Below are 26,839 nucleotides of genomic sequence, written 5' to 3'. Positions count from 1 at the left end.
CCGTCCGTGCCCCGGGCCCTGGGCAGGGCCCGGCCGGGGCCGTCTCGGGGTGGCTCAGCCCTGGTAGGGCTTCGCGGAGACGATCTCCACGGTGATGTCCCTGCCGTTCGGGGCCGAGTAGGAGAGCGAGTCGCCCACCTTGGCGCCCTGGATGGCCTCACCGAGGGGGGAACGCTCGGAGTAGACGGTGATCGAGTCCTTGTCATCGGCGATCTCGCGGTTGCCGAACAGGAAGGTCTCCACGTCGCCGGCGATCTTCGCCTCGACGACCATGCCGGGCTCCACCACGCCGTTGTCGGCCGGGGCGGCGCCGATCACCGCGGTCTCGAGGAGGTACTTGAGCTCCTGGATGCGGCCCTCGTTCTTGGACTGCTCCTCGCGGGCGGCGTGGTAGCCCCCGTTCTCCTTGAGGTCACCCTCCTCGCGGGCCTGCTCGATGCGGTCGATGATCTCCTGGCGGCCGGGACCGGAGATATGGTCCAGCTCCTGCTTCAGGCGGTCGTAGGCCTCCTGGGTCAGCCAGGGAGCGCTGTCGGTGTTGCTCATGGACGCGTCTTCTCCTTCGGGTCGGTCGACTGGGCGGACGGGCCGGGACGACCGGGACCGCACAGTGCTTCCGGTGCATGGCGCTGTGCTGCGAGTGCAGCCCGGGTGGCATCCATGCAAGAACCCCGCCGGAGGAGCCTTCACGGACCGGAATCCGTACGGGCCCCGTCAGGCGGGGTCGAGAACCAATGCGGTCCACTCTAACGGATCTGCTTCACATCCGTCACGCCCGTCGTGATCAGCGTCTCAGTTCGTCACGGAGTCCGGTCGCTCCGGACGCGCGGCTCAGGGCTCGCCGATCCAGCAGGAGTTGACCCCGCCGTTGACGCCGAGCTCGTCGGTGCGCAGGGTGACGTCGTAGTACCGGGTCCGGTCCGAGGGCAGGCCGCTGCCGGTCTCGTCCTCGGGCCCGATCACCACGGTGCGCCATCCCACCACCGCGTACTGCTCCGACAGGACCTGGACGGCGCACTCCACGGTGTCCTCGGGGTCCTTGGTGAGCTGGAAGGTCACCGAGGCCCGGGTGGGGGAGGAGATCTCGAACCCCACGTCCTTCCAGTCCAGGGTCCGGCTGGTGGCCGAGACGGTGAGCCAGGCCACCACGCCGACCGCGAGGACCAGTGCCGCCGCCGCGACCCAGCGGCCCCAACGGGTCCAGAAGGTCGGGCCGGTGCGCTGGGAGCGCCCATACCGGTTCGCTAGGCTGTCCCTCGGCGCTTGGTCCGCCGAGGCCTGGGGTGAGGGATCCATATCGCTCCATGGTATCCCGGCGACCCGAGGCTCCACCGACGTCCACCGGACCGTGCAGGTCCCCGATCATGCCGCCTCAGCACGCCCGCCGGGTGTGGGACGGGGCGGGAAAGCAGCCGAGGCCACGTGAGCAGTTCTTCCCTGATCGACCCGGACGGTACCGGCGCGCCGGAGTTCGGCGTCCCGGTGGGCCAGGCCGACTACGGAACGGTCGAGGCCGAGGCCTCGCACGCCGGTCCCGAGGCCCGCGGCGTCCCGGCCTCCCACGGCCTGCGCCTGATGGCGGTCCACGCCCACCCGGACGACGAGTCGTCGAAGGGCGCCGCGATGATGGCCGCCTACGAGGAGGCCGGGGCGGAGGTCATGGTGGTGACCTGCACCGGCGGCGAGCGGGGGGACCTGCTGAACCCCGCCTACGGGGACACCGTGCGACTGGACCGCGACATCACCGGGGTGCGCCGTGCCGAGATGGACGAGGCCGGCGCGGCCCTGGGGATCGAGCACCGGTGGCTCGGGTTCATGGACTCCGGGCTGCCCGAGGGTGACCCGCTGCCGCCGTTGCCCTTCGGCTGTTTCGCCACCGTCCCCCTGGACCGGGCCACGGCGCCGCTGGTGCGCGTGATCCGGGAGTTCCGGCCCCACGTGCTGATCAGCTACGACGAGATCGGCGGCTACCCGCACCCGGACCACATCAAGTCCCACGAGATCACGGTGGAGGCCTACCGGGCCGCGGGCGACCCGGAGCGGTTTCCCGGGCTGGGCGAGCCGTGGACCCCGTCCAAGCTCTACTACGACCGCGCGTTCAACCCGGACAAGTACCGGGCCCTGCACGAGGCCTACCTGGCCGCGGGCGAGGAGTCCCCGTTCACGGAGCGGATGGCGTGGTACGAGAAGCTGCTGGCGGAGGAGCGGGACGAGCGTGAGGCGGCCGCTGCCGAGGAGCAGGAGGCGCAGTCCGGTCCGGCCCGGTTCCGCATCACCGACCACCGGGTCACCACGCAGATCGACGTGGCCGACTACCTCGAGCGGCGCGATGCCGCCCTGCGGGCGCACCGGACCCAGGTGGACCCGACCGGTCACTTCTTCGCCGCTCCCAATTCCCTGCTGCGCCGGACCTGGCCGTGGGAGGACTACGTCCTGATCGACTCCCGGGTGGAGACCACCCTGCCGGAGACCGACCTGTTCACCGGCCTGCGCTGAGGCCGGTCCCCGCCGTCGGCCGGGGGCGGGCGGCCACCGGTAGAATGGTCGACCGTGATCGCCTTCCCGCCCCTTCTCCTGTCCGCCTCCGCCGTCCCGGGTGACGGTGATACGGCCGTCGGACAGCCGATGCCGGGCGTGCCCGAACCGACCCTGAAGCCGGGGCTGGACCAGACCGAGGTCACCCCGGGCATCGAGGGCTTCCTGTTCACGGCGCTGATGGTGGCCATGGCCATCGTGGTCATCCGGCTCATGGTCCGCTCCATCCGCCGGGTGCAGTACCGTTCCGGCCAGGCCGAGGACATGCTCGTGAACCGCTACCAGGGCTACCTCCCGGAGGACGTGCGCCACCCGGAGGAGGACCTCGACGTCGACCGGCGCTCCGGCTCCGACATCGACATCCAGCGGGCCCGGTTGCAGAAGAAGTATCCCGGATACCTCGACGGCCCGGCGCCGGAACCGAAGGCACCGGACTCCGGCCGGGACTGAGCGGCCACGGAGCGTCGGGGCAGGCTGGAGGGACGGGGATCGCCCGCCCTACCGTGGGGCCATGGCCAACCAGCTCGCCGATGCGACCAGCCCCTACCTGCTCCAGCACGCCGGCAACCCGGTGGACTGGCGGCCCTGGGGGCCCGCGGCCTTCGCCGAGGCCGCCCGCCGGGACGTCCCGGTCTTCGTCTCGGTCGGCTACGCGGCCTGCCACTGGTGCCACGTCATGGCGCACGAGTCCTTCGAGGACGAGGACACCGCCCGTGAGCTGAACGCCCGCTTCGTGGCGGTCAAGGTGGACCGGGAGGAACACCCGGACGTGGACGAGGCGTACATGACCGCGACCCAGCTGCTGACCGGTCAGGGCGGCTGGCCGATGAGCGTGTTCACCACCCCGGACGGGCGCCCCTTCCACGCGGGCACCTACTATCCGCCCACGCCCCGCCACCACGGCGGGGGAGGGCGTACGCCGTCCTTCCGCCAGGTCCTGGACGCGGTGCACGCCGCCTGGACGCACCGCCGGGGTGAGGTCGAGCAGGCGGCGGCCGCCCTGGCCGCCGGGGTGGGCCGGCAGTCCACGGCGCTGGCCGCCGTCGTGGTCGGGGCGGAGCAGGCCCCGGCGGAGACCGACGCCGGACCGGAACCGTTCTCCGGTGCCGTCAGCGAGGCGATCGCGCAGCTGGCACGCCTGGAGGACGCCGGGCACGGCGGTTTCGGCCCCGGGGCGCCCAAGTTCCCGCCCAGTCCCGCCCTGGGTTTCCTGCTGCAGGCGGCCGCCACGGGACCCCGACCCGCCCGGGCGCAGGCGTGGGCCCTGACCGCACGCACCCTGGCCGTGATGGGCACCTCGTCCCTGGCGGACCCGGTCTCCGGGGGATTCGCCCGCTACGCCACGGACCAGACCTGGGCGCTGCCCCACTTCGAGAAGATGCTCTACGACAACGCCCAACTGCTGCGCTGGTACGCCCGCTGGGCGGTGCTCGGGGACCACCTGGACCACCTGGCGCCGCTGGACCCGCGCCATCCGGCCCTCGCCCGCCGCCTCGCCCTGGGCACGGCGTCCTGGCTCGCGGAGCAGATGACCACCGCCTCCGGGGCGTTCGCCGCCAGCCTGGACGCGGACACCGTGGTGGACGGCCACCCCGTGGAGGGGGCGACCTACACGTGGACGCCCGCAGAGCTGCGTGCGGCCCTGGCCGCGGAGGCTCCCGAGGCCGGTCCCGCCGAGGTGGGGCACCTGGCGGAGGTCCTGGCCGGGGTGCCCGTGGAGCCCGGCACCGCGGCGTTGACCCTGCACGCCGGCCGGTTGCTCACGGAGGCCGAACAGGACCTGTGGGACCGGGCCCTGCCCGGGCTGCGGCGGCGGGTGGCGTCCCGGCCGCAACCGGCACGGGACGGCAAGGAGGTGGCGGCCTGGAACGGGATGACCGTCACCGCCCTGGCCGAGGCGTGGGCGCTGCTCGGAGAGGACCGGCTGCTGGACCAGGCGCTCGCCGCCGGGGAGGCAATCTGGCGGGTGCACTGCCGGCCGCTGGCCGTCGCGGCGGCGGGGGCGGGCGGCGAGGCGCCACGGGGAGCCGACGGCACCGCGCGCGGTCCCGCCCACGTGCTGCGCTCGGCACTCGACGGCCGGCCCGGCCCGGCCGCCGGGACGCTCGCCGACCACGCCCAGGCGGCCGGGGCCTTCATCGCGCTCTACCGCTCCACCGGCCGCCGGCGCTGGAAGGTGCGGGCACGGACGGTAGTGGATGCCGTCGTCGGGACCCTGGTGGTCCGGACCGACCACGGGCCGGCCCTGCTGGCGGCCCCGGCCGGGGACGCCGTCCTGGCCGCGGCGCAGGGCGGCCCCTCCTTCGCCTCCCCGCTGGACGGCGCCGAGCCGTCCGCCCTGGGGGCCTGGGCCGAGGTGCTGCTGCAGTGGCACGTGCTGGCCCCGGTCCACGCCGGGACCCTGCCGGCCGGGGGAGCCCGGGCGTGGGCGGAGCGGCTGCTCGCACACCTGGCCCGGCTGGGGGCGCAGGCCCCGCTGGAGACCGCCACGGTCCTGCGGCTGGCGGCCCGGCACGGTGCGGTCGAGGACCTCCTGGTGGCCACCGGGGGCGCCGCCGAGGACCGGCGACGGGCCCTGGCCTGGGCGATCGTCCGCGGTGTGGTCGGTGTCCAGGCGTCTCCCGAGCCGGCCACCGGTCCCGATGTCGCGGCGGACCCGGACGACGTCACCGCCGGGCGGGGCTCTCGCGACGGCGGAACGGCCCTCTACCTGTGCCACGGGACGTTGTGCCACGCCCCCGTGGACGGTACCGACGCCCTGGACCGGCTGGCCGGCCGGGGGCCGGCCCCGGACGCGTGAGGCCCGGATATGGGCGGCCCGGCGGCGGGCGGCGGGATCAGGCCTGCAGCACCGCGACCATGATGGCGACGTAGTGACAGGCGAAGCCGCCGATGGTGAAGGCGTGGAACAGCTCGTGGAAGCCGAACCACTCGCGGTGGAGGTTCGGCCGCTTGAGGGCGTAGAACACGGCGCCGATGATGTAGCAGGCCCCGCCCGCGCAGACCAGGACGGCGGCCACCGCGTCGGCGGCGAAGAAGTCCGCGATGAACAGCAGGGCCGCCAGCCCGAGCAGGACGTAGACCGGGGTGTAGAGCCAGCGCGGCGCCGCGGTCCAGAACACCCGGAACGCCACGCCCGCCACGGCCCCGACCCAGACACAGCCCAGCAGCAGCGTGGCCTTGCCCGGGGGCAGCAGGGCGATGGACAGGGGCGTGTAGGTGCCGGCGATGACCAGCATGATGTTCGTGTGGTCCAGTCGCTTGAGCACCAGGGCCACCCTCGGCGTCCACTGCACCAGGTGGTAGACCGCCGAGACCGCGAACAGCATCAGCCCGGTGAGGGCGTACACCGCGCTGGCCCACGTCAGGCCGGGGGTGGGCGCCAGGACGACCAGGACGATGCCGGCCGCCAGGACCAGGGGAACCATCGCGGCGTGCAGGTGGCCCCGCATCCGCGGCTTGAAGTCGGGGTGGTCGGGATCCGTCACGCGCTCCATGCGCCAGCGACGGCGCGGTGAGGACTGCTCGGCCAGGCCCGGGGCACCGGCCGAGGGGTCGGCGACGGGGTGCTGCATCATTACCCCAGAGTAGTCCGGCCGTCTGGGGAGGAGCTGGGTCGCGCCCGGGGTTCGCTACCGTAGACCCCAGCAGGAGCGCCGGCACGGGGCGCGCCGCGGCCGGAAGGTGGGGGACCATGGTGGGACCGAACGTGGTCTACAGCATCTATGAGCGGGTCATCGCCTCGAGCCTGGACCCGGAGCGGCTGCCGCGGCACATCGGCGTGGTCCTGGACGGCAACCGCCGCTGGGCCAAGGCCTCGGGGGCCACCACGGCGGACGGCCACCAGGCCGGTGCGGAGAAGATCCACGAGTTCCTGGGCTGGTGCGACGAGCTGGGCATCAAGGTCGTGACGCTGTACATGCTCTCCACGGACAACATGAATCGCCCCCCGGACGAGCTGGAACAGCTGGTCGGCATCATCGGCAACACCCTGGCGCGGCTGGCCGACGGCCTGGAGAACGGCCACCGGGTCCGCGTGCAGGCCGTCGGCGCGCCCGACCTGCTCCCCGAGGGCCTGGCGGAGACGCTGGAGGACCTGCAGGCCCGCACGGCGGACGCCGAGGGGGTGCACGTGAACGTCGCGGTGGGCTACGGCGGCCGCCGGGAGATCGTGGACGCGGTCAAGGAGCTGCTGTTGGAGGCCGACGCCGCCGGCCGCAGTGCCGCGGACGTGGCCGCGGAGCTCACGGACGAGCAGATCTCCGACCGCCTCTACACCCGTGGCCAGCCGGACCCCGACCTGGTGATCCGCACCTCGGGCGAGCAGCGCCTCTCCGGGTTCCTGATGTGGCAGTCCGCCTACTCGGAGTTCTACTTCTGCGAGGCCCTGTGGCCGGACTTCCGCCGGGTGGACTTCATCCGCGCCCTGCGGGACTTCGCCTCCCGGCAGCGCCGCTTCGGGTCCTGACCACGCCGGCCCCGACGCGGGGCCGTGACCCGTTGGCGATACCTTCACCGAAAGTTAATCACGTCACCTGGCGCTTTCTCCTCCCGCACCCCGGCGCGCGGTCCTACGGTGGGGGTATCAGTCGCCGACGGGCACGGATCGAGTCGATCCGCACCCGGCGGATTGATCGGAAAGGCCAGGCCGTATGCCGTCACTCCCGACAGCAAGCAGCGGGGGGCCGTTCCGGCCCCCGGCCGGTCCGCCCCACCCCGCCCCTCGATCATCGGGGCGCGTGCCCCGGTCTGGAGTCCGACGTGGATAACCTGTCTACCGCCCTGGCCGCCACCACCCCGGAGGCCACCCAGCCCGCACCACGGATGAGCGTGGGGGAGCGGTCCTACCTGCTCGACACCTCCGTGCTCCTGTCCGATCCGCGGGCGATCCTGCGCTTCGCCGAGCACGAGGTGATCCTGCCGATCGTGGTGATCTCGGAACTGGAGAAGAAGCGGGACGACCCGGACCTGGGGTACTTCGCGCGCAAGGCGCTGCGGCTGCTGGACGAGCTGCGGATCGAGCACGGATCGCTGAACCGCCCGGTGCCCCTGGGCACGGAGGGCGGGTCACTGCGGGTGGAGCTGAACCACATCTCCGTGGACGTGCTGCCCCACGGGTTCCGGTCCACCGAGAACGACGCCCGCATCCTGGCGGTGGCCAAGAACTTCGCCGACGAGGGGCGCGACGTCACGGTGGTCTCCAAGGACCTGCCGATGCGCGTCAAGGCCTCGGCCATGGGACTCCAGGCCGACGAGTACCGCAACGAGCTCGTCCGCGACTCCGGCTGGACCGGCACGGCCGAGGTCAGGGCCACCGAGGAGGAGGTCAACGCCCTCTACGCGGGCGACCCGGTGGCGGTGGCAGAGGCGGCCGAGCTGCCGGTGAACACCGGACTGGTGATCACCTCGCCGCGCGGCTCCGCCCTGGGCCGGGTGGACCAGCACCGCAACACCCAGGTGGTCCGTGGGGACCGGGACGTGTTCGGCCTGCACGGCCGCTCCGCGGAGCAGCGCCTGGCCATCGACCTGCTCCTCGACCCCACCGTCGGCATCGTGTCCCTGGGCGGCCGGGCCGGTACCGGCAAGTCGGCGCTGGCACTCTGCGCCGGACTGGACGCGGTGATGGAACGCCGCGAGCACCGCAAGGTGGTGGTCTTCCGCCCGCTCTACGCCGTCGGGGGGCAGGAACTGGGGTACCTGCCCGGTTCGGAGTCCGAGAAGATGAACCCCTGGGCCCAGGCCGTGTTCGACACCCTGGGAGCCCTGGTCTCCACCGAGGTCCTGGACGAGGTGGTCGACCGGGGGATGCTGGAGGTCCTGCCGCTCACCCACATCCGCGGCCGGTCCCTGCACGATTCCTGGGTGATCGTGGACGAGGCGCAGTCCCTGGAGAAGAACGTGCTGCTGACGGTGATGAGCCGCATGGGACAGAACTCCAAGATTGTGCTCACCCACGACATCGCACAGCGGGACAACCTGCGGGTGGGCCGGCATGACGGCATCGCGGCCGTCGTCGAGACCCTCAAGGGGCACCCGTTGTTCGGCCACGTCACGCTGAACCGGTCGGAGCGCTCGCCGATCGCCGCCCTCGTGACCGAACTGCTGGAGGACGCCTCCATCTGAGGGAGGGCGCACCAGACGGGCGAAAGAAAGAGGGGCCGCTGCACGAGGTGCAGCGGCCCCCTGGCGGATCGGGCCGGTCCCCGCGGAGGGGGGGATGGGGGAACCGGGGCGAATCCACCGTTGACCATGGCCCCGTGAAACGGGATGAGAGGCCATGGAGCCGGAGGCTTCCGTCGGTGCACTTATCACTGAGTCGGTATCACACGGATGGAAGCGGTTTCAGCATACCTGCCACCGGCGCGAATGACTACCACTTGGGAGAAGTTGACACCAGCGACCTTCGGGCAGGATTTGCCGGGCATGGCCCCGGTCGTCACCACTCCTGCAGGGCGCGCCGCTGCCGCAGGTCCCGGTGGGCCTGGCGGGTGTCCGCGAAGGCCACCACCACGCCCGCCGCCGCGCCGGCCAGGTGGCCCTCCCAGGAGACGCGCGGATTGAGGGGCAGGAAGCCCCACACGAAGCCGCCGTAGAGCAGGACCGTGACCACGGCGCCCAGGATCGCCGAGAACCGCCGGGACAGCACGCCGTAGGTGACCAGGAAGGCCGCGTAACCGTAGACCACGAGCGAGGCGCCGATGTGGTTGGTGCCGGTCCCGCCGATCACCCAGGTGAACAGCCCGCCGAGCAGCCAGACGCCGGCCGTGATCAGCCACCACCGGTGCGTGATCCACGCGATCATGACGCCCAGGACCAGCAGCGGGACGGTGTTCGAGATCAGGTGCCCGAACCCGGAGTGCAACAGGGGGGCGAAGAGGATGCCGCTCATGCCACCGGGTTCCAGCGGCTGGATGCCGAACTGGTTGAGCCGGCCGCCGGCGAACAGGTCGATGAACTCCAGGACCCACATCAGCGCCACCAGGACGGCCACGGGGACCGTCCGCTGGACCCACTCCGGCCAGGAGCGGTAGGTCGTCACGGGGGAGGGGCTGGTGCTGGGGCGGTCCAGGGGGCCGGGCATGGGCCCAGTCTAGGCGGCGGCCACGGCCCACCGTCGCCGTCCACAGCGTCGGTGCGTCCGGCCCGGGGCCGTCGCCGGGGGTCCTAGGCTGGGGTCCATGCCGAATGTACTGGTCGAGGCGGCCCGGGACGGGAACTGGTTGCTGGTGGCCTGTGCGGTGGCGGCGCTGGCACTGTTCGCGGTGTGCGCGGTCGTGCTCACCGTGACGGACCTGCGCGAGCACCGGCTGCCCAACCAGTGGACCGGGGTGCTGGCCGCCGGAGGCGGGGTCATCCTGGGCCTGGGGTGCCTGGCCAGCGACACCGGGTGGACCCGGTTCTGGGGAATGCTCGGGGGCGGCGCCGTCTACCTCGCGCTCATGCTCGTCCTGCACCTGCTCAGCCGGACCGGCATGGGCATGGGCGACGTCAAGCTCGGCGGCGCACTCGGCTTGTACGCCGGGTGGCTGGGCTGGGACCACCTGTTCGGGGCGATCGTCGTCGCCTTCGTCGTGGGGGGACTGGTGGCCCTGGTCCTCGTCGCCGCCCGGCGGGCCACCGGGTCCACCCACCTGCCGTTCGGTCCGGCCATGCTGGCCGGCACCGCCGTCGCGCTGCTGGCGTGACCGGCGCCCGTCCCGCGCCCGGGTTGTAGCGTGGGTCCATGCCCACTCCCGAGTTCATCCTGGCCCTGCGCGAGAAGATCGGCCGCGACTCGCTGTGGCTGCCCGGCTGCAAGGCCGTGGTGCTGCGCCCGGCCGCCCGCGGGGAGGCCCGGGAGGCCGGTCCGACGGGGGACGAGCGCGAGGTGCTCCTGGTCAAGCGCGCGGACAACGGCCGGTGGACGCTGCCGGCCGGGATCATCGAGCCCGGTGAGGAGCCGGCGGCCACCGCCGTGCGGGAGACCCTGGAGGAGACCGGGGTGCGGTGCGCGCCGCGGCGTCTGGCCGGCGTCGGGACCACCACCGAGGTGACGTACCCGAACGGGGACCGCGCCCAGTACCTGGACGTGGTGATGCTGATGGACTACGTCTCCGGCGAGGCACGGGTGGGCGACGAGGAGAACACCGACGTCGGCTGGTTCCGGCTCGGCGCGCTCCCGGACCTGCCCCCGTTGCACGCACGCGCCCTGGGCTGGGCGCTCGAGGAGACGCCGGAGGCCCGGTTCCTGCCCTGACGGGCGGGGAACCGGGCCTCCGGGCGGGCCGGGAGGATCAGGCCGGGTGGGTCATGGACATGGTGTCCAGGGCCGCGTCCAGCTGCTCCTCGGTGACCTCGCCGCGCTCCACGTAGCCCAGGTCGACGACGGCCTCGCGCACGGTCATCTTCTGCGCCACGGAGTGCTTGGCGATCTTGGCGGCGGCCTCGTAGCCGATGACCTTGTTCAGCGGAGTGACGATGGACGGGGAGGCCCCGGCCAGGAAGCTGCAGCGCTCCTCGTTGGCCTCGATGCCGTCGATCATCTTGTCCGCCATCACGCGGGAGGTGTTGGCCAGCAGGCGGATGGACTCGAGCAGGTTGGCGGCCATCACCGGGATGCCGACGTTGAGCTCGAAGGCGCCGTTGGTGGAGGACAGGGACACCGTGGTGTCGTTGCCGATCACCTGGGCGCAGACCATGATGGCGGCCTCGCAGATCACGGGGTTGACCTTGCCCGGCATGATCGAGGAACCCGGCTGCAGGTCCGGGATGGCGATCTCGCCCAGGCCGGTGTTCGGCCCGGAGCCCATCCAGCGCAGGTCGTTGTTGATCTTCATGAACGAGTACGCGATGTTGCGCAGCTGGCCGGAGGCCTCGACCAGGCCGTCGCGGTTCGCCTGGGCCTCGAAGTGGTTGCGCGCCTCGGTGATCGGCAGGCCGGTCTCCTCGGCGAGCAGCTCGATCACGCGGGCGGAGAAGCCCTTCGGGGTGTTGATGCCGGTGCCCACGGCGGTGCCGCCCAGGGGGACCTCGGCCACGCGGGGCAGGGAGGCGTCGATGCGCTCGATGCCATAGCGGACCTGGGCGGCGTAGCCGCCGAACTCCTGGCCAAGGGTCACCGGGGTGGCGTCCATCAGGTGGGTGCGGCCGGCCTTGACGATGCCCTCGAAGGCCTGGGCCTTGCGCTCCAGGGACGCCGCGAGGTGCTCCAGGGCGGGCTTGAGGTCATTGATCAGGGCGCCGGTGACGGCGACGTGCACCGAGGTCGGGAAGACGTCGTTGGAGGACTGGGAGGCGTTGACGTGGTCGTTCGGGTGGACCTCGGTGTCCGAGCCGGCGGACTTCAGCGCCTGCGTGGCCAGGTTGGCCAGCACCTCGTTGGTGTTCATGTTCGAGGAGGTGCCGGAGCCGGTCTGGAAGACGTCGATCGGGTAGTGCGCGTCGTGCTTGCCGGAGATCACCTCGTCCGCGGCGGCCACGATCGCGTCCCGGCGTTCCTCGGAGATCACGCCGAGCTCGGCGTTGGCCTTCGCCGCGGCCTTCTTGACCTGGGCCAGGGCGTGGATGTGCGCCGGCTCGAGGGTCTTGCCGGAGATCGGGAAGTTCTCCACGGCCCGCTGGGTCTGGGCACGGTACAGGGCATTGACGGGGACCTTGACCTCGCCCATGGTGTCGTGCTCGATGCGGAACTGCTGTTCGGAAGAGTGCTGAGAAGACTGATCGGTCATGGTTCCCCACTTTAGACCGTCGCGTGTTCGGCCAGCCGCCCATCACGCAGGGTGACCACCCGGTCCGCCACGGGGACGAACTCCAGGTCGTGGGTCACCACCACGGTGGCCAGGGACCGCTCCCGGGTGAGGTCCCGGAGCAGGTCCATCACCTCGCCGGAGCGCTCGTGGTCCAGGGCCGAGGTCGGTTCGTCCACCAGCAGCACGGACGGGGTGCCCATCAGGGCGCGGGCGATGTTCACCCGTTGACGCTGGCCCCCGGACAACTGGTGGGGGCGGCGGCCGGCGGCCGAGCTCATCCCGACGGCGGCCAGCGCCTCCCGGGCCGCTACCCGCAGGTCCCGAGGCCGGGCCCCGCGCAGCACCCCGACCAGCTGCAGCTGCTCCAGGGCGGTCAGGGACGGCAGGAGCCGGGGCTGCTGGAAGACCACCCCGATGTGCTCCAGCCGCAGCCGGGCCCGCTCGGCCCGGCTGGCCCCGGTGACCTCCGTCCCGCCGACGCGGACGGTGCCCGCCGTCGGGGTGATGAGGGCCCCGGCCACCGCCAGCAGGGATGACTTGCCGGACCCGGACGGGCCGACCAGGGCGAGCATCTGCCCGGCGGGGACGGACAGGTCCACCGCGTCCAGGGCGTCGAGGGTCCCGTCCTCGCCGTCGGGATAGGTCAGGGTGACGCGTGACAGGTGCAGCATGGGGGTTCCTCCTGGGGGGTCGGGGCTTCGGGGCCTGAGGGCTTCGGGACGTGCGGATGGGGCCAGAGGCGCGTTCGCGCGGGTCAGCTGCCGCCGAGCGCGACCAGGGGATCGACCCGGCACGACCGCCAGACCGCCGCCACCGAGGCGGCCAGGCCCAGGCCGAGGGTGAGGGCGACGGGCAGGACGACGGCGCCGGCGTCGAGCTGCACGGGCACGGCCTGTCCGGCCAGCAGGAGGCCGGCGACACCCAGCACGGCCCCGGCGGAGGCGCCGCAGAGCAGGACGACCGACGCCTGGGCGAGGGCGTCGCGGACCACCCATCCCGTGGTGGCGCCGAGGGCCTTGAGCACCGCGATGTCCCGGGTGCGCTGCAAGGTGAACACGGCCATGAAGGCGGCGATCACGAGGGCGGAGATCCCGTAGAGGAAGGCCTGCATCATCACCAGGGACCCGTTCTCCGAGGAGTAGGACGGCAGGGCCGAGAGTGACTCCCTGAGGTCCGTGGCCACCGTGGCGGTCCGCTCGGCCGCCACCGGTGCTTGGCCGGCGTCCGCATCGGTCCCGGCGACCAGGACGGTGGCCGCTCCCTGCCCGGCGTGGGTGAGTGAGGACCAGGTCGTCAGGGGCAGCCAGACGACGGGCGTGTGCGAGTACCACTGGTCCTCGGTGACCTCGGCGACGGGAACCTCCCGGCCGTTGACGGAGATCCCGTCACCGGGGCCGACGCCGAGCTGCCCGGCCGCGCTCGCGCTGATCCGGGCCCCGCCGCCGAGCTCCCCCGGGGCGAGCCGGGAGCCCGGTTCCAGGCCCACCAGAGTCACGGACGTCACGGCGGTTCCGGAGTCGGCCCGGGCCTGGCCGATCCCGACCGGCTCCGCCCACCGCACCCGGTCATCGTCCCGCCACGCGGCCAGCTGGCCCGCGTCCACGGTCGAGGCGGTGAAGCTGGTCTCCACGTCGTCCGCGCTCGCGGCGTGGGCGGCGCCGAAGACCACCGTGACCTCCACCGGCTCCGCACCGGCCGCCGTCGTCCCGGCCTCGTCCCAGGCCAGCACGGCGGAGACGTTCTGGTGGGCCAGGCCGTTGGTCAGCGCGGTGAGGAACACCAGCAGCAGGGTGATCAGGGCGACCACCGCGCCCATCAGGGAGAACCGTCCGGCGCAGAACCGGACATCGCGCAGGGACAGGAACAGCGGGGACGTGACGGACACGGAGGCACTCCTTGACGGGTCGGACGGACCGGGTCCGGCCGCCGACCGGCCGGGACTGGTCCCAGCCTTCCGCGGCACCGGGCCCGGCACATCGACCGTCCGGGCGGTCCGGGGTCAACCCTTCGGTTGAGTCCGGGCACCCGGGACCGCCCGGGCCCGGGCTAGCCTGCTCGGGTGGACACCGACGCTGACGCCCCGCCGGCCGGCACGCGCATTCCCGTGCTGCTGCGCACCATGCGGGTGGTGCTGCACGTGTCCGTGGCCGTGCTGCTGCTGATCGGGCTCATCCGGTCACTCGCACCCGCCCTCCGGACCGGGGACCACGGCGCCGCGTGGCTGACCGTGCTGCTGGCCGCACTGTTCGCGGCGGTCTACCTGGCCGGCACGATCGTGGAGAAACGACGCGCGGCCCGGGCCGACTGGGAGGCGGCGGACGGCGGGATCGCGGGGCGCGGCCGTGCGACGTGGCTGCTCCTGGTCACCGTGGCCTGGTGGGCGCTGCTGGCGGTGCACGTGGACTTCGCCTGGCTGGTGTTCCCGCTGTTCTTCCTGCACCTGCACCTGGTCGGCCGTCGCTCGCGGCCCGGTGCGCTCGTGCTGGTGCTGCTGCTGACGGGGAGCGTGCTGGCGGGGTTCCTGGCCCATCGCGGGACCCTCGACGTCGGGTCGGTCGTGGGGCCGGTCCTCGGTGCCGTGGTGGCCGTGGTGATGTCCGCCGCCTACGCCCTGTTCCTGGAGGAGGCCCGGATCCAGCGCCGCACGAGCGTGGAACTGCGCGCCGCCCAGGACCGGTTGGCCGCCTCCGAGCGCCAGGCCGGGGCGCTCGCCGAACGGGAACGCTGGGCCCGGGACCTGCACGACACCCTGGCCCAGGGACTGGCCTCCGTGGTGCTGCTCTCCCGCGCCGCCCTCGACCGGGACCCCGGTGGACCGCTCTCCGGGCGGTTGCGCCAGATCGAGCGGTCAGCGGCCGAGAACCTCGTCCAGGTCCGCGCCCTGGTGGAGCAGCGCGGGGCCGGCGACGACCTCGCGACGGTGCTCGCGGACGCCTGCCGGGCCGTCCAGGGAACGGCCCGGGCGGCCGGTTCTGGGCTCACCGTGACCTTCCGCGGTCCCGAGGACGGCGCCGCGCTGGGCGGGGACGTCGCCACCACCGTCCTCCGGGTGGCCCAGTCCGCACTGTCCAACGTCCTGCTGCACTCGGGAGCGGCGCACTGCGTGGTCACCCTGGCGGTCCATCCGCGCCTGGTGACCCTGGACGTCCACGACGACGGCCGCGGCCGGGGCGGGAACGCCGAGGGCTTCGGTATCCGGACGATGCGGGAGCGGGCGGAGGGACTTGGCGGGACCCTCACGGTGGAGGACGCCGACGAGGGCCCCGGGGGCGCGGTCGCGGGCCGGGGCACGGTGGTGGCGCTGGCCCTGCCGCTGCCGCCGCGGCCGACGCGGGGTGGCGACCGGGTCCGGGGCGGACGCGATCACGGCGAGGAGGGGGAATGAGCGGGGAGCGGCAGGCGGGCCCGCGGTCCGGGGAGCCGGTGCGGGTGCTGCTCGTGGACGACCACCCCGTGGTGCGGGCGGGCCTGCGCGCGGTCCTGGAGGCGGGCGGGACCCTGCAGGTGGTGGCCGAGGCAGCCACCGCCCGCCAGGCCCGGGACCTGGTGGACCGGCTGCGGGCCCGCGGGGAGGGGCCGGACGTCGTGGTGATGGACATCGAGCTGGGGGAGGGGCCCTCCGGGATCGAGGCGACCCGGCGGCTCGGCGGCGACCACCCGGAGGTGCCGGTGCTGATCGTCTCCACCTACGGTGCGGTGTCCGACGTCCAGGCGGCGCTGGCGGCCGGGGCGGCCGGCTACCTGCTCAAGGACGCCTCCGCGCAGGAGCTGCGGGACGCGGTCGGGAACGCCGCGGCCGGGACCTGGACCCTGCCGGCGGGACTGGCCCGGCGGGCACTGGGCGCGGGACCGGGAGCCGGGCCGTCGTTGAGCCCCCGGGAGATCGACATCCTCGAGCAGCTGGCGCGGGGACGGACGAACCGGGAGATCGCGGCCGGGCTGTTCATCTCCCAGGCCACCGTGAAGACCCATCTGAACCACGTGTTCCAGAAGCTCGGGGTCGGCAACCGCACCGAGGCGGTGACCGTGGCCCGTTCGCTGCACCTCATCCGCGGTTGAGGCCCCCGGGCCGCGGCCCGGGGGGACGGGCTCAGCCGGCGGCGGCGCCCTCGGCGGGCTCGAGGTCGCCGATGACCTTGACCTCGTTGGCGGTGCCCTCGGCCAGGGAGTAGGTCAGGCCCACGATCGCGGTGCGGCCCTGCTCCACGGCCCGGGCCACGGACATCGAGGACTCCACCAGCCGCTGGCAGGTCTGCACGGTGTGCTCGGCCACGGTGCCGTTCACGTCCTCGACCCCCTGGCGGCGGGCGGCGAAGACGGAGGGCATGATGCGCTCCACGAGGGAGCGCTGGAACCCGGCGGGCATCTCGCCGCTGGTGTAGGAGTCGACGGCGGCGGTGACGGCGCCGCAGCTGTCATGGCCCAGGACCACGATCAGGGGGGTGTTGAGCTCGTCGATGCTGAACTCCAGGGAGCCCAGCACGGCGTCGTCGATCACCTGCCCCGCGGTGCGGATGACGAACAGGTCGCCCAGGCCCAGGTCGAAGATGATCTCCGCGGCCAGCCGGGAGTCGGAGCAGCCGAAGAGCACGGCGATCGGGTCCTGCCCGCTCGCCAGGGAGGTTCGGCGGGCCGCGTCCTGGTTCGGGTGCCGGGACGTGCCGGAGACGAAACGCTCGTTGCCCTCGCGCATCAGTTCATAGGCGCGGGTGGGGGTCAGTGTCATGCTGCGTCCTCCTCGAGGTACTGCTGGATGGCTCCGGCCAGCGTATCCATGTCGGACAGCTCACCCGAACCCGTGACGATGATCGTGGTGCCGTCCAGCTCGGTCACCAGGTACGCGTCCCCGTCCGCGGGCTCGTGCAGGTCCCACGAGGTGCCGTCCACGGTGCGCGAGCCGGTCAGCGGTGCGTTGCGGATCTGCTGGGAGACCCAGGTGGGGTTCGCCTGGGCCGTCTGCTTGAACCCGGCGAACTCCTCCTCCGGCGTGAGGTAACCGGCCTCCCAGAACTCCACCCGGTCGGCGCCGGCACCGTTCCAGCGGGCGAAATTGGCCGTCCACCCCTCGGGCAGGCCCGGCGCGGCGGCGGTGAAGCCGGCGGTCGCCGTGGCCTGTTCGGCGGCGGCCCGGACATCGACGTCCCGGTCGTACGTCTGCTCCGTGGACCCGGGATTGAGCAGCACCACCAGCAACGCGATGCCCAGCGTGGCCAGCACGCTGATCACCATGGCACGGGCGGACTGGCCGGCCCGCTTCACCTGCTTCTGGGTCAGGCGGGGCTTGGCGGCGGCGGTCTCTGACTCGGGGGAGGTCACCGGTCCATTCTGCCACCGCGCCGGACACTAGGATGAGTCCGCAAGACGTACCCTGCAGACGGAGACACACGGTGAGCACTGACCAGTCCGCGAACAACGAGGTTCCGGCCCAGAGGGTCACGGCCCAGAAGCCGGCAGAACAGCACGCTGACTACAACATGCTGAACCGCAACCTGGCGGTGTCCGGGACGGAGCCGGACCGCAACCTCGCGCTCGAGCTGGTGCGGGTCACCGAGGCGGCAGCCATCGCCGCCGGCCACTGGGTCGGCTACGGGGACAAGAACACCGCCGACGGCGCCGCCGTGGACGCCATGCGCGCCTTCATGGACACGGTCCGGATGAACGGCGTGGTCGTCATCGGCGAGGGCGAGAAGGACGAGGCGCCCATGCTCTTCAACGGCGAGCATGTCGGTGACGGCACCGGCCCCGAGGTCGACGTCGCCGTGGACCCCATCGACGGCACCCGCCTGACCGCCCTGGGCTACCCGAACGCGCTGTCCGTGTTCGCCGTCGCCGAGCGCGGTGCGATGTTCGACCCGTCCGCGGTGTTCTACATGGACAAGATGGTCGTGGGCCCCGAGGCCGCCGACTTCGTCGACCTGCGCCTGCCCATCAAGCAGAACATCCACCTGGTGTCCAAGGCCCTGAACAAGCCCGTCAGCCAGCTCAACGTGTGCGTGCTGGAGCGCCCGCGCCACGAGAAGCTCGTCGAGGAGATCCGCGCCGCCGGGGCCCGCGTGAAGTTCATCATGGACGGGGACGTGGCCGGCGGCATCGCCGCGGCCCGCCACGGCACCGACGTGGACATGCTGCTGGGCATCGGCGGCACCCCGGAGGGCATCATCACCGCGTGCGCCATCAAGGCCGTCGGCGGGGTCATCCAGGGCCGGCTGGCCCCGAAGGACGACGAGGAGCGCCAGAAGGCCATCGACGCCGGGCACGACCTCGACGCCGTGCTCACCACGGACGACCTGGTGAAGTCGGACAACTGCTACTTCGCCGCGACCGGCATCACCGACGGCGACCTGCTGCGCGGGGTGCGCTACTACAACGACCGCGTGGTGACGCAGTCCATGGTCATGCGCTCGAAGTCCGGCACCGTGCGCATCGTGGAGGCCGAGCACCAGGCCCGCAAGTGGGAGAAGTGGATCGACACGGAGGTCTCCCCGTCCCGGCGCTGACCCTCCCGCTCGACCGGCGGTCGGATTCGCCCCGTCCTGGACGGGCAGCCCCGTGTCCGGGGGACGGATCCGGCCGCCGGTCGTCGTCTCGGGGCCGGTCCGGCCGGCGGGCCGAGGCAGCGGTCGGCGCGCCTAGGGGAGGGTGACCGCGAACAGGGTCCCCGGTGTGGCCGCCGCCCCGTCCGCCGTCCTGGTTCCTGTCCCGGCCCCGGTCCCGTCCCCGGTCCCGTCCTGGGCGGCGTCCCGGTCGCCGGGCCGCACCACGGCCGGGTCCTCGGTCGCGCCGAGGAACACGGACTGCCCGGGAGTGAGCACGGCGCTGTCGTGACCGGAGTCGATGCGTACCGTCCCGGCCGTGCAGACCGCGATGACCGGTCCGTTGGCGGTCAGGGTCGCTCCGGTGGCCGCGGGCAGGTCCAGGCGCTCGAGCCGGAACTCCTCGAAGGGCGGGCGGAAGACCAGGCGGCCGGCGCCGTCGGCGTGCGGGGTGCAGTAGGGCACCGGCAGCGCCTCGAAGCGCACCACCCGGCGCAGTTCGTCCACGTCCACGTGCTTGGGCGTCAGTCCGCCGCGCAGCACGTTGTCCGAGGCCGCCATCACCTCCACGCCGAGCCCGTGCAGGTAGGCGTGCACGTTGCCGGCCGGCAGGTGGATGGCCTGTCCCGGGGCCAGGTCCACCCGGTTCAGCAGCACGGAGACCATCACCCCGGCATCGCCGGGGTAGTGCTCGCAGATCCCGACGGCGGTGGACAGGTTCAGGTCCTCCTCCAGCACGCGCGGGGCCCGGCGCAGGGCGGCGACGACGTCCTGGACCCAGGCGCCGGCGGTCCAGCCGCCCTCGGGGTCCAGCAGGGTGGAGAACGCCGCCTCCAGGTCACCGGCGCGCAGCGTGGCGGCCAGGGCCGCGGCCGCGGTGCCGGGGCCGGCGTCGGCGCCCTCGAAGTGCTCGGCCAGGGCCCCGGCGAGCCGGTCGAAGGACCGCGCGGCGTCCTCGGGGGAGCGGAAGCCGCACAGGGCGGTGAACGGGGTCAGCGCGAGCACCATCTCGGGCTTGTGGTTGTCATCGCGGTAGTTGCGGTGCGCCGCGGTGATCGGGATCCCGGCGGCCTGTTCGGCGGCGAACCCGGCGCGGGCCTGGTCCAGGGTGGGATGGGCCTGGATGGACAGCGGCCGGCCGGCCGCGAGCAGCTTCACCAGGTAGGGCAGCCGGCCGAACCGGGCGGCGTGCCCGAGCAGGGCCTGCGGGTCGCGGGCGATCAACTCGTCCAGGGGGACCGGCGTGGCCGAGGGGTCCGCGGCGGGCACGGCGCCGGAGGGGGCCCCGGGGTGGGCGCCCATCCACAGCTCGGCCTCCGGACGGCCCGAGGGGGTGCGTCCCTGCAGCTCGGCCAACAGGGTCGCGGAGCCCCAGGCATAGTCACGGATGGCATTGCGCAGCAGGAACATGGTGCCAGCCTATCCACCGGACACGCTCCGTTCACCGGGACGCCCCCGGTGGGGGCGCTGGATATCCTTCGTCCATGACCACCTTCGCCGTCATCGGTGCCGGCATCATCGGTGCCGCCGTCGCCCGGGAGCTGACTCGGCGGTTCCCGGACGACTCCGTGACCGTCCTCGACAAGGAGGGCCAGGCGGCCGCGCACCAGACCGGCCACAACTCCGGGGTGGTCCACGCCGGTCTCTACTACCAGCCCGGAAGCCTCAAGGCCCGGTTGTGCCGCCGGGGGACGACCCTGCTCCGTGACTACGCCCGGGAGCGGGGACTGCCGTACGAGGAGTGCGGGAAGCTCGTCGTGGCGTTGCGCGAGGACGAGGGGGAGCGGTTGCGCGCCATCCACGGCAGGGCGGTCGCCAACGGCGTGCCGGGCGTCCAGCTGGTCGGGCCGGACGGGATCCGTGAGATCGAGCCCCACGCCGTCGGGCGCCTGGCCCTGCACTCGCCGCAGACGGCCATCACCGACTACGCGGCCGTGACGCGGGCCCTCCTCGAGGACGTGCGCGCGGCCGGGGGAGCGGTCCGCCTGGGAGCGGAGGTCACCGGGCTGGCCAACCTCGAGGACCGCTGCGTGGTCACCACGCCGGAGGGCAGCAGGTGCTTCGACATCGTCATCGCCTGTGCGGGACTCCAGTCGGACCGGATCGCCGCCCTGGCCGGTGGTTCCGCCTATCCGAGGATCGTCCCGTTCTTCGGCCAGTACTCCCGGCTGGCCGCGGAACACCGCACCGTGCTCAACGGGTTGGTCTACCCCGTGCCTGATCCGGCCTATCCGTTCCTGGGGGTCCACCTGACCAAGCGCGTGGACGGCGAGATGCTCGTCGGGCCCAATGCCTTCCTGTCCCTCGGGCGCGAGAACTACTCCGGACACCGCGTGGGCCTGCGGGACACCCTGGACGTGGCCACCACCCCCGGATTCTGGAGGTTCGCCGGCCGCAACGTCCGGGCGGCCGTCCGGGAACTGGGCGCGGTGGCCTCCCGGACCAGGTTCCTCGCCGGAGCGGTCCGGTACGTGCCGTCCCTGGCGGGTGCAGTGTCCACGCCGGTGCCCCGCGGCATCCGTGCCCAGGCGATGGACCGGGACGGCACCCTGGTCGACGACTTCGTCATCGAGGGCATCGGCCGGACCACCCTCGTGCGCAACGCCCCCTCTCCCGGGGCCACCTCGTCCCTGGCGATCGCCGAGCACATCGTCTCCGACGTGACCCGCAGGCACCGGCTCGCCACCGCCGAGGCCTGACCGGCGCCGCAGTGCACGGGCCGGCTAGCCGCGGCCGGCCACGCAGAGGTGGTTGGTCTTCGCCGCCTCCTCCAGCAGGCCGGTCTGCCCGGTGTCCTCGAGGTACATCAGCCAGTCCTCGGTGATCGGGTCGCCGTCGGGCTGCGGCGGCGGGGCGGGCCAGTCCTCGGGGTTGTCGCTGTCCGCGCCCTGCGAGTCGATGTTGCCCGTGCCGGCCGTCAGGATCCCGGCGGCGGCGTCCACGAACAGGAACGGGGCGGGCACTGCGCCGGCGGCCTGCGGCGTCCCGTCCTCGGAGAGCATCTCCCCCACGCGCTGGTGGATCAGGTCGAAGTCGGGGAAGGTGGTGAACCGGTCGCCCTGGTCCCCGAAGTCCGGGGCGCCGATGGTCAGCCGGCCCGTGGACTGGGACCGGCCGCTCGAGGCGAGGGACACGAAGGTACCCAGCTGCTGGCCCGGCAGGTCGGTCTCCACGATCTGCTCACCGGCCTCCAGGATGCCCTGGAAGCGCGGGATCAGGGTCTGCGGATTGAACTGGGCCAGCATGGCCGACTGGATGCACTGCTGGCGGCGGATCCGGGAGTAGTCGGTGGAGAAGTGCCGGGAGCGGGCGAACGCCAGGGCCTGCTCGCCGTTGAAGGTGTAGGTCCCCGGCCCCCACCAGGCGTTGCCCCACTGCCCGTCCGGACGGTGCCCGCGGTAGGTGGTCCAGCCGCCGGAGGTCACCGTGACCCCGCCCATGGCGTCGATCAGCTGGGCGAAGCCGGCCATGTCCACCATGGCGTAGGCCTGGACCTCGAGCCCCAGGATGCCCCCGGCGGCGTCCTTCATGGCCTCGGCGCCCGGGTCCTGCGCGCCCGGGTACAGGTCCTGGTGGCTCTGCATCACGTCCACGTAGAGAGCGTTGAGGATGCACTCGTCCCCACAGGAGAAGCCCTCCGGGTAGGCGGACCAGAGCGGGGAGTCCTCGGTGAACCGGGCGTTCTGGAAGTTGCGGGGGATGGAGAAGATGATCGTCCGGCCGGTCTCGGCGTTCACGGAGGCGACGTGGATGGAGTCGGGCCGCAGGCCGATCCGTCCCTCACCCGCGTCCCCGCCCATCAGCAGGACGTTGTAGCGCCCGTCCACCGGCTCGATGGCCTGTCCGGGCGGGAAGATCGAGGTGAGGGTGCTGCGCCCGGCGTTCACCGCCCACGCGCCGTAGCCCAGGGCCCCGGAGGTCACCAGCAGCAGCAGGACCGAGGCGAACGCGATGAGCGGCCGCATGCCCGGGGCCACGAGCCGGAGCCGGAGCAGCCGGAACGTGTCCACCCAGAGCACCGCCCAGCCGATGGCCAGACCGGCCAGCGCCACGATGCACCCCAGCAGGACCCAGGTGTTGGCACCGATCCGGATCAGCAGGTCCCGGTTGACGAAGAACAGCACCAGCGCGACGACGGCCAGCGCCCACACCGTCAGGGTCACCCGCAGCGCGGCCCGGCCGAGACGCCGGTCGCCGGCCACCACCTGGGCGCCGCCGGGCACGAACAGCGTCAGGGCCAGCAGGATCCAGGCCCGCTTGGTGCGCTGCGGGACCGTGCCGGTCTCCGGGGCGCGGACGGGATCCCCACCGCCGGCCGCCGCGCGGGTGGTGCCCTGGGGCTGCGTGTGGGAGGTCATGGCCCGGTGACCTTCACTGCCCGGTCCGGGTGTCCCGTGCCTGCCGGCCGGGTCATGAGCGGTCGGCGGGCGAGGCGGGCTGGTGGTAACCCGGCCGGCCGGCCAGCGACTCACGGAGCCGGCCACCCTTGGCGGTGGCGGTCTCCCTGAGCTCGTCCGCGAAACGGATCAACTGCCCGCGCAGCCGGACCGCCTCCTCGTCCGTGCCGGCGGCGAGGATGCGGGCGGCCAGCAGCCCGGCGTTCCGGGCACCGCCGATGGACACGGTGGCCACCGGGACCCCGGCGGGCATCTGCACGATGGACAGCAGCGAGTCCATCCCGTCCAGCGTCTTCAGCGGCACCGGGACGCCGATGACCGGCAGCGGCGTGGTGGAGGCGATCATCCCGGGAAGGTGGGCGGCGCCGCCCGCGCCGGCGATGACCACCCGGATCCCGCGCTCGTGGGCCGCGGTCCCGAAGGCCACCATCTCGTGCGGCATGCGGTGGGCGGAGACGACGTCGGCCTCGTAGGGGATGCCGAATTCCTCCAGGGCCTCGGCGGCGGCCTGCATGACCGGCCAGTCCGAGTCCGATCCCATGACCACGGCCACCCGGGCCGGGGACGGGGTGTGCGGGGTGCCGGTCATGACTGCTCCTGGAGGTCGTCGGCGGCCGCGGTGCGCGGCTCGTTCTGGGCGCGGTGGCCGTCGCGGATGATCGCGGCGGCGCTCTCCGCGGCCTCTCGGGCCGCAGCGAGGTCCTCCGCCAGGGGGGCGACGACGTTCACGTGCCCGATCTTGCGGCCCGGGCGGACGGACTTGCCGTAGGCATGGATCTTCGCCTCCGGGTGGGCGGCCATGGCGGCGGGGAAGGCCGAGTACAGGTCCTCGTTGGCGCCGCCGAGGTAGTTCTTCATCACGGTGTAGGCCCCGAGGGTGTCCGTGGCGCCCAGGGGCAGGTCCAGCACCGCCCGGACGTGCTGTTCGAACTGGCCGGTGACGGCGCCGTCCATGGTCCAGTGGCCGGAGTTGTGCGGGCGCATCGCCAGCTCGTTGACCATGAATCCCGGACCGATCCCCGGGGTCTCGAACAGCTCGACCGCCAGCATGCCGGTCACGCCGAGCCCCTCGGCCAGGGTGACTGCGGCCTCCTCGGCGGCCTGGGCGGTGCGGGGGTCGATCCCCGGTGCCGGTGCGGTGACGACGTCGCAGATCCCGTCGGTCTGGATGGACTCCACGACGGGATAGGACGCCGTGGTCCCCGAGGGCGTGCGGGCGACCTGTGCCGAGAGCTCCCGGGAGAACTCCACCAGGTCCTCGACGAGCAGGGCCTCGAAGCCGAGCCCGAACCAGTCACGGCAGTCCTCGGCGTCCTCGACGGAGGCCACGACGCGCACGCCCTTGCCGTCGTACCCGCCCCGCGGGGTCTTGAGCACCACCGGGAACTCGACACGGCGCGCGAACCCGATGAGCTCGTCGACGGTGGTCACCGCTGCCCAGGCCGGGTTGGGCAGCCCGAGCCGGTCGCAGGCCTGCCGCATCAGCAGCTTGTCCTGGGCGTGCTGCAGGGCGTCCGGACCCGGTTGCAGGTTCACCCCGGCGGCCTCCAGCGCCCTGAGGTGCTCGGCCGGCACGTGCTCGTGGTCGAACGTCACCACGTCCACGGAGGCGGCGAAGTCACGCAACGTCTCCAGGTCGCGGTAGTCGCCCACGACGCACTCCGCGGCGGTCGTGGCCGAGACGTCGCCCCCCTCGGCCAGGACCCTCAGGCGAACGCCCAGGGCCGTGGCGGCAGGAGCCATCATCCGGGCCAGCTGTCCGCCGCCCACAACACCGATCACAGGAAAACTCACGGACCAAGGGTACCCACCGCGGCCCGGGCCTCGTCGACGGAACCGTCCGGTTGCCGGACTTGTCAGGAAACCGGCAGGAAAGCGTTCTACACTCGGCAGGTACATTTCCGGCGGGCCGCGTCCTGCCCCGTCCGGCGGAGCCGCGACCGTCCTGCCCAGGACCCGTCCGGCCTCACCCACCGAAGGAGTCTGCCCACGCCCATGTTCAGCAACCTGTGGCAACGTCTCGTGGCCCTGGTCGCCATGCTGTGGCGGGAGGTCGCCAAGTTCGGGGCCGTCGGAGCCGCTGCCTTCGTGGTGGACTCCGTGGTCTTCCTCTGGCTGATGGCCGGCCCGATGGAGGGCAGCAACGTCAAGTCCAAGGTCGTGGCCAGCGTGGTGGCCACGGTCTTCTCCTACGCGGCGAACCGCTTCTGGACCTTCCGGCACCGCCGGCAGAGCAACGTGATGCGCGAGTTCGTGCTGTTCGCCATCATGAACGTGATCGGCATGGGGATCGCCGCCGCCTGCGTCTTCGTGGCGCAGTACTGGCTGGGCGTCACCTCCACCACCGGGATCTTCATCGCCGGCAGCGTGGTCGGCCTGATCCTCGGGACCATCTTCCGGTTCTTCGCCTACCGGTTCTGGGTCTTCACCGAGGAGCTGGACGCGGACCCGCAGTTCGCCCACGACCGCGAGCGGCTCACGGGGCAGGTGCCCGTCATCCACACCCAGGACACCCCGGCCAGGCACCGCACCGGGCGGGACTCCGAGGACGCCGCGCCGCCGGCCTCGGCACGCACCCCCGCCGAGGCCGGCCCCCCGGCCACCGGGACCGCGGCTCCCGGACGCACCGACGCGGTCGACTGACCGCCCCGCCGTGCGCGCGGGCCGGGCCCACGGGGCCCGCTCCGGCCTCAGCCCGGTGCCTGCCCCTCCGGCCCCTCCACCACGTCCACCACGTCGCCCAGCCGCTCGGCCGCGATGATGCCGGCCGAGGCGTCGTCGCCGGCGTGACCGGTGGGCACCAGCACCACCGGCAGGCCCGCGGCCCAGGCCTGCAGGACGGCGCCCGCCAGGCCACGGTGCAGGCGTCGGCCACTCGCCGCCACCACGAGCCCCCGGTCCCGCCGGAGCCAGCGCACGGAGGGGTCCGCGTCCCGGGCCGGCCGGCCGGTGCCGTCCGTCTCGTCCGTTCCCGTGAGGCCAGGGGCGTCGGCCCAGTCCCGGGCCTGTGCGGCCAGGTCGCCGGACGGCACCGGCAGGGGGCAGCGATCGCCCTGCACGCGCACCTCGGCGGTGAAGTCCAGCGCGTGGTCCGGCAACCCGTCGTCCCCCGGGGCCACCGCCCAGAGCTCGGCCGGGGAGCCGGCCCAGGCCGAGGGGGCGTCGGTGACCACCAGGTCGGCGTCCGTCGCGGAGTCGCCGGCGGTGAACACCACGTCCACGCCGGCCCGCGCCGTACCCAGCAGCAGGGCCAGCGGCTGCCAGCCGACCGGCAGGTCCACGGCGACCGTCGACCCGGTCCCCAGCCCCTCGGCGTCGAGCAGGTTCGCGGTCTTGGCCGCCCAGTTCGCCAGCACCCGCCCGGACAGCTCCACCCGGTCCTCACCCGCGGCGTAGTCCACCACGGCGGGCCGGGGCGAGGCGGCCACCGCCTCGAACCAGTCGGCCGGTCCGCGGCCGGTGCGGTCAGGTGTTCCCAGGTTGACCATGGTGCGATGTCCTCTCACGTCAGGGGCCCGTCTGCGCGTTCCCGCCCCGCCCACCCTAGAGTGGTCCGGACGGCTCGAGACGACACGCCGGTCGGGCCGGTGGCAGCGGCGGCGTGTCGGTACAGCCTGCGCCGTCCGCTCTCTGACATTGTCTCGTC

At 73.1% G+C, this 26,839-nt stretch carries 26 protein-coding genes; 12 read left to right on the top strand and 14 right to left on the bottom strand.

What is annotated here, in order from left to right; genetic code table 11:
- Positions 1-54: 54 nt before the first annotated feature.
- Positions 55-546 carry a transcription elongation factor GreA gene (gene greA, locus Q0283_RS04355; RefSeq protein WP_183523792.1) on the bottom strand — a complete coding sequence of 164 codons (492 nt, stop codon included), beginning with the start codon at positions 544-546 and terminating at the stop codon, positions 55-57.
- A gap of 285 nt (positions 547-831) precedes the next feature.
- A complete protein-coding gene (locus Q0283_RS04350; protein ID WP_183523795.1) occupies positions 832-1,296 on the bottom strand; it encodes a DUF4307 domain-containing protein in 465 nt (154 codons plus the stop codon).
- 126 nt (positions 1,297-1,422) lie between these two features.
- Here Q0283_RS04350 and mca point away from each other — a divergent pair, with 126 nt between their 5' ends.
- From mca to Q0283_RS04335, 3 genes are all read left to right on the top strand, one after another.
- Positions 1,423-2,496: a mycothiol conjugate amidase Mca gene (mca, locus tag Q0283_RS04345; RefSeq protein ID WP_183523810.1), complete on the top strand. Its 1,074-nt coding sequence runs from the start codon at positions 1,423-1,425 to the stop codon at positions 2,494-2,496.
- A gap of 54 nt (positions 2,497-2,550) precedes the next feature.
- The gene (locus tag Q0283_RS04340) at positions 2,551-2,985 is read left to right on the top strand and encodes a hypothetical protein (RefSeq protein WP_010142948.1); all 435 of its coding nucleotides are present in this window, start codon (positions 2,551-2,553) and stop codon (positions 2,983-2,985) included.
- Positions 2,986-3,046: 61 nt separating this feature from the next.
- Positions 3,047-5,335 (top strand): thioredoxin domain-containing protein, encoded by a 2,289-nt coding sequence (locus tag Q0283_RS04335; protein WP_183523813.1) that lies wholly within the window; start codon positions 3,047-3,049, stop codon positions 5,333-5,335.
- Between the two features lie 37 nt (positions 5,336-5,372).
- On the opposite strand, the gene Q0283_RS04330 is transcribed toward Q0283_RS04335, so the two are convergent.
- Positions 5,373-6,113 (bottom strand): hemolysin III family protein, encoded by a 741-nt coding sequence (locus Q0283_RS04330; protein WP_183523816.1) that lies wholly within the window; start codon positions 6,111-6,113, stop codon positions 5,373-5,375.
- 116 nt (positions 6,114-6,229) lie between these two features.
- Between Q0283_RS04330 and Q0283_RS04325 the strand changes: the two genes are divergently transcribed.
- Positions 6,230-7,003, top strand: a complete 774-nt coding sequence (locus Q0283_RS04325) for an isoprenyl transferase (RefSeq protein WP_010142945.1) — start codon at positions 6,230-6,232, stop codon at positions 7,001-7,003.
- A 356-nt stretch (positions 7,004-7,359) separates the two neighbouring features.
- Positions 7,360-8,658, top strand: a complete 1,299-nt coding sequence (locus Q0283_RS04320) for a PhoH family protein (RefSeq protein ID WP_298043281.1) — start codon at positions 7,360-7,362, stop codon at positions 8,656-8,658.
- Between the two features lie 313 nt (positions 8,659-8,971).
- Here the strand turns inward: Q0283_RS04320 and Q0283_RS04315 are convergent, their stop codons facing one another.
- Complete coding sequence (locus Q0283_RS04315) at positions 8,972-9,616, bottom strand: rhomboid family intramembrane serine protease (protein WP_298043271.1); 645 nt, start codon at positions 9,614-9,616, stop codon at positions 8,972-8,974.
- 97 nt (positions 9,617-9,713) lie between these two features.
- On the opposite strand from Q0283_RS04315, the gene Q0283_RS04310 reads away from it, so the two are divergent.
- Together Q0283_RS04310 and Q0283_RS04305 are read left to right on the top strand one after the other, a co-directional pair.
- Positions 9,714-10,220: an A24 family peptidase gene (locus Q0283_RS04310; protein WP_183523825.1), complete on the top strand. Its 507-nt coding sequence runs from the start codon at positions 9,714-9,716 to the stop codon at positions 10,218-10,220.
- Positions 10,221-10,258: 38 nt separating this feature from the next.
- Positions 10,259-10,771 (top strand): NUDIX domain-containing protein, encoded by a 513-nt coding sequence (locus Q0283_RS04305; protein WP_183523829.1) that lies wholly within the window; start codon positions 10,259-10,261, stop codon positions 10,769-10,771.
- Positions 10,772-10,808: 37 nt separating this feature from the next.
- Here the strand turns inward: Q0283_RS04305 and Q0283_RS04300 are convergent, their stop codons facing one another.
- From Q0283_RS04300 to Q0283_RS04290, 3 genes are all read right to left on the bottom strand, one after another.
- Positions 10,809-12,242, bottom strand: coding sequence for a class II fumarate hydratase (locus Q0283_RS04300; RefSeq protein WP_183523832.1), 1,434 nt, complete (start codon positions 12,240-12,242; stop codon positions 10,809-10,811).
- Between the two features lie 11 nt (positions 12,243-12,253).
- Positions 12,254-12,934 carry an ABC transporter ATP-binding protein gene (locus Q0283_RS04295; RefSeq protein WP_183523835.1) on the bottom strand — a complete coding sequence of 227 codons (681 nt, stop codon included), beginning with the start codon at positions 12,932-12,934 and terminating at the stop codon, positions 12,254-12,256.
- Between the two features lie 83 nt (positions 12,935-13,017).
- A complete protein-coding gene (locus tag Q0283_RS04290) occupies positions 13,018-14,148 on the bottom strand; it encodes an ABC transporter permease (protein ID WP_324589852.1) in 1,131 nt (376 codons plus the stop codon).
- 174 nt (positions 14,149-14,322) lie between these two features.
- Here Q0283_RS04290 and Q0283_RS04285 point away from each other — a divergent pair, with 174 nt between their 5' ends.
- Both Q0283_RS04285 and Q0283_RS04280 read left to right on the top strand, forming a co-directional pair.
- Positions 14,323-15,648, top strand: a complete 1,326-nt coding sequence (locus tag Q0283_RS04285) for a histidine kinase (protein ID WP_298043268.1) — start codon at positions 14,323-14,325, stop codon at positions 15,646-15,648.
- On the top strand, positions 15,645-16,322 hold the full coding sequence (locus Q0283_RS04280; protein WP_183523840.1) for a response regulator transcription factor: 678 nt from the start codon (positions 15,645-15,647) through the stop codon (positions 16,320-16,322). Before Q0283_RS04285 ends, Q0283_RS04280 begins: the two co-directional genes overlap by 4 nt.
- 31 nt (positions 16,323-16,353) lie before the next feature.
- On the opposite strand, the gene Q0283_RS04275 is transcribed toward Q0283_RS04280, so the two are convergent.
- Positions 16,354-16,989, bottom strand: a complete 636-nt coding sequence (locus Q0283_RS04275; protein WP_183523843.1) for a carbonic anhydrase — start codon at positions 16,987-16,989, stop codon at positions 16,354-16,356.
- Positions 16,986-17,579 carry a DUF4245 domain-containing protein gene (locus tag Q0283_RS04270; protein ID WP_298043265.1) on the bottom strand — a complete coding sequence of 198 codons (594 nt, stop codon included), beginning with the start codon at positions 17,577-17,579 and terminating at the stop codon, positions 16,986-16,988. Before Q0283_RS04270 ends, Q0283_RS04275 begins: the two co-directional genes overlap by 4 nt.
- A gap of 158 nt (positions 17,580-17,737) precedes the next feature.
- On the opposite strand from Q0283_RS04270, the gene glpX reads away from it, so the two are divergent.
- Positions 17,738-18,760 (top strand): class II fructose-bisphosphatase, encoded by a 1,023-nt coding sequence (gene glpX / locus Q0283_RS04265; protein WP_298043278.1) that lies wholly within the window; start codon positions 17,738-17,740, stop codon positions 18,758-18,760.
- Between the two features lie 132 nt (positions 18,761-18,892).
- Here glpX and manA read toward each other — a convergent pair whose 3' ends face one another.
- Entirely contained in the window at positions 18,893-20,206 is a 1,314-nt protein-coding gene (manA, locus tag Q0283_RS04260; protein ID WP_298043263.1) for a mannose-6-phosphate isomerase, class I, read from the bottom strand.
- A 74-nt stretch (positions 20,207-20,280) separates the two neighbouring features.
- On the opposite strand from manA, the gene lhgO reads away from it, so the two are divergent.
- Entirely contained in the window at positions 20,281-21,495 is a 1,215-nt protein-coding gene (gene lhgO, locus Q0283_RS04255) for an L-2-hydroxyglutarate oxidase (protein WP_298043261.1), read from the top strand.
- Positions 21,496-21,519: 24 nt separating this feature from the next.
- On the opposite strand, the gene Q0283_RS04250 is transcribed toward lhgO, so the two are convergent.
- The 3 genes from Q0283_RS04250 to Q0283_RS04240 are packed head-to-tail and all read right to left on the bottom strand — an operon-like array spanning position 21,520 to position 24,987.
- Positions 21,520-23,154: an LCP family protein gene (locus tag Q0283_RS04250; protein ID WP_298043259.1), complete on the bottom strand. Its 1,635-nt coding sequence runs from the start codon at positions 23,152-23,154 to the stop codon at positions 21,520-21,522.
- A 52-nt stretch (positions 23,155-23,206) separates the two neighbouring features.
- The gene (gene purE, locus Q0283_RS04245; RefSeq protein WP_183523858.1) at positions 23,207-23,782 is read right to left on the bottom strand and encodes a 5-(carboxyamino)imidazole ribonucleotide mutase; all 576 of its coding nucleotides are present in this window, start codon (positions 23,780-23,782) and stop codon (positions 23,207-23,209) included.
- Positions 23,779-24,987, bottom strand: coding sequence for a 5-(carboxyamino)imidazole ribonucleotide synthase (locus Q0283_RS04240; protein WP_298043256.1), 1,209 nt, complete (start codon positions 24,985-24,987; stop codon positions 23,779-23,781). The genes purE and Q0283_RS04240 overlap by 4 nt, the downstream gene beginning before the upstream one ends.
- A gap of 201 nt (positions 24,988-25,188) precedes the next feature.
- Between Q0283_RS04240 and Q0283_RS04235 the strand changes: the two genes are divergently transcribed.
- Positions 25,189-25,836 (top strand): GtrA family protein, encoded by a 648-nt coding sequence (locus Q0283_RS04235; RefSeq protein WP_298043254.1) that lies wholly within the window; start codon positions 25,189-25,191, stop codon positions 25,834-25,836.
- Between the two features lie 47 nt (positions 25,837-25,883).
- Here the strand turns inward: Q0283_RS04235 and Q0283_RS04230 are convergent, their stop codons facing one another.
- The gene (locus Q0283_RS04230) at positions 25,884-26,681 is read right to left on the bottom strand and encodes a TIGR03089 family protein (protein ID WP_298043252.1); all 798 of its coding nucleotides are present in this window, start codon (positions 26,679-26,681) and stop codon (positions 25,884-25,886) included.
- Positions 26,682-26,839: the final 158 nt, after the last annotated feature.

Source organism: uncultured Citricoccus sp., assembly GCF_937871995.1.
Lineage (GTDB): Bacteria > Actinomycetota > Actinomycetes > Actinomycetales > Micrococcaceae > Citricoccus.
This window is presented reverse-complemented; position numbering and strand designations above follow the sequence as displayed.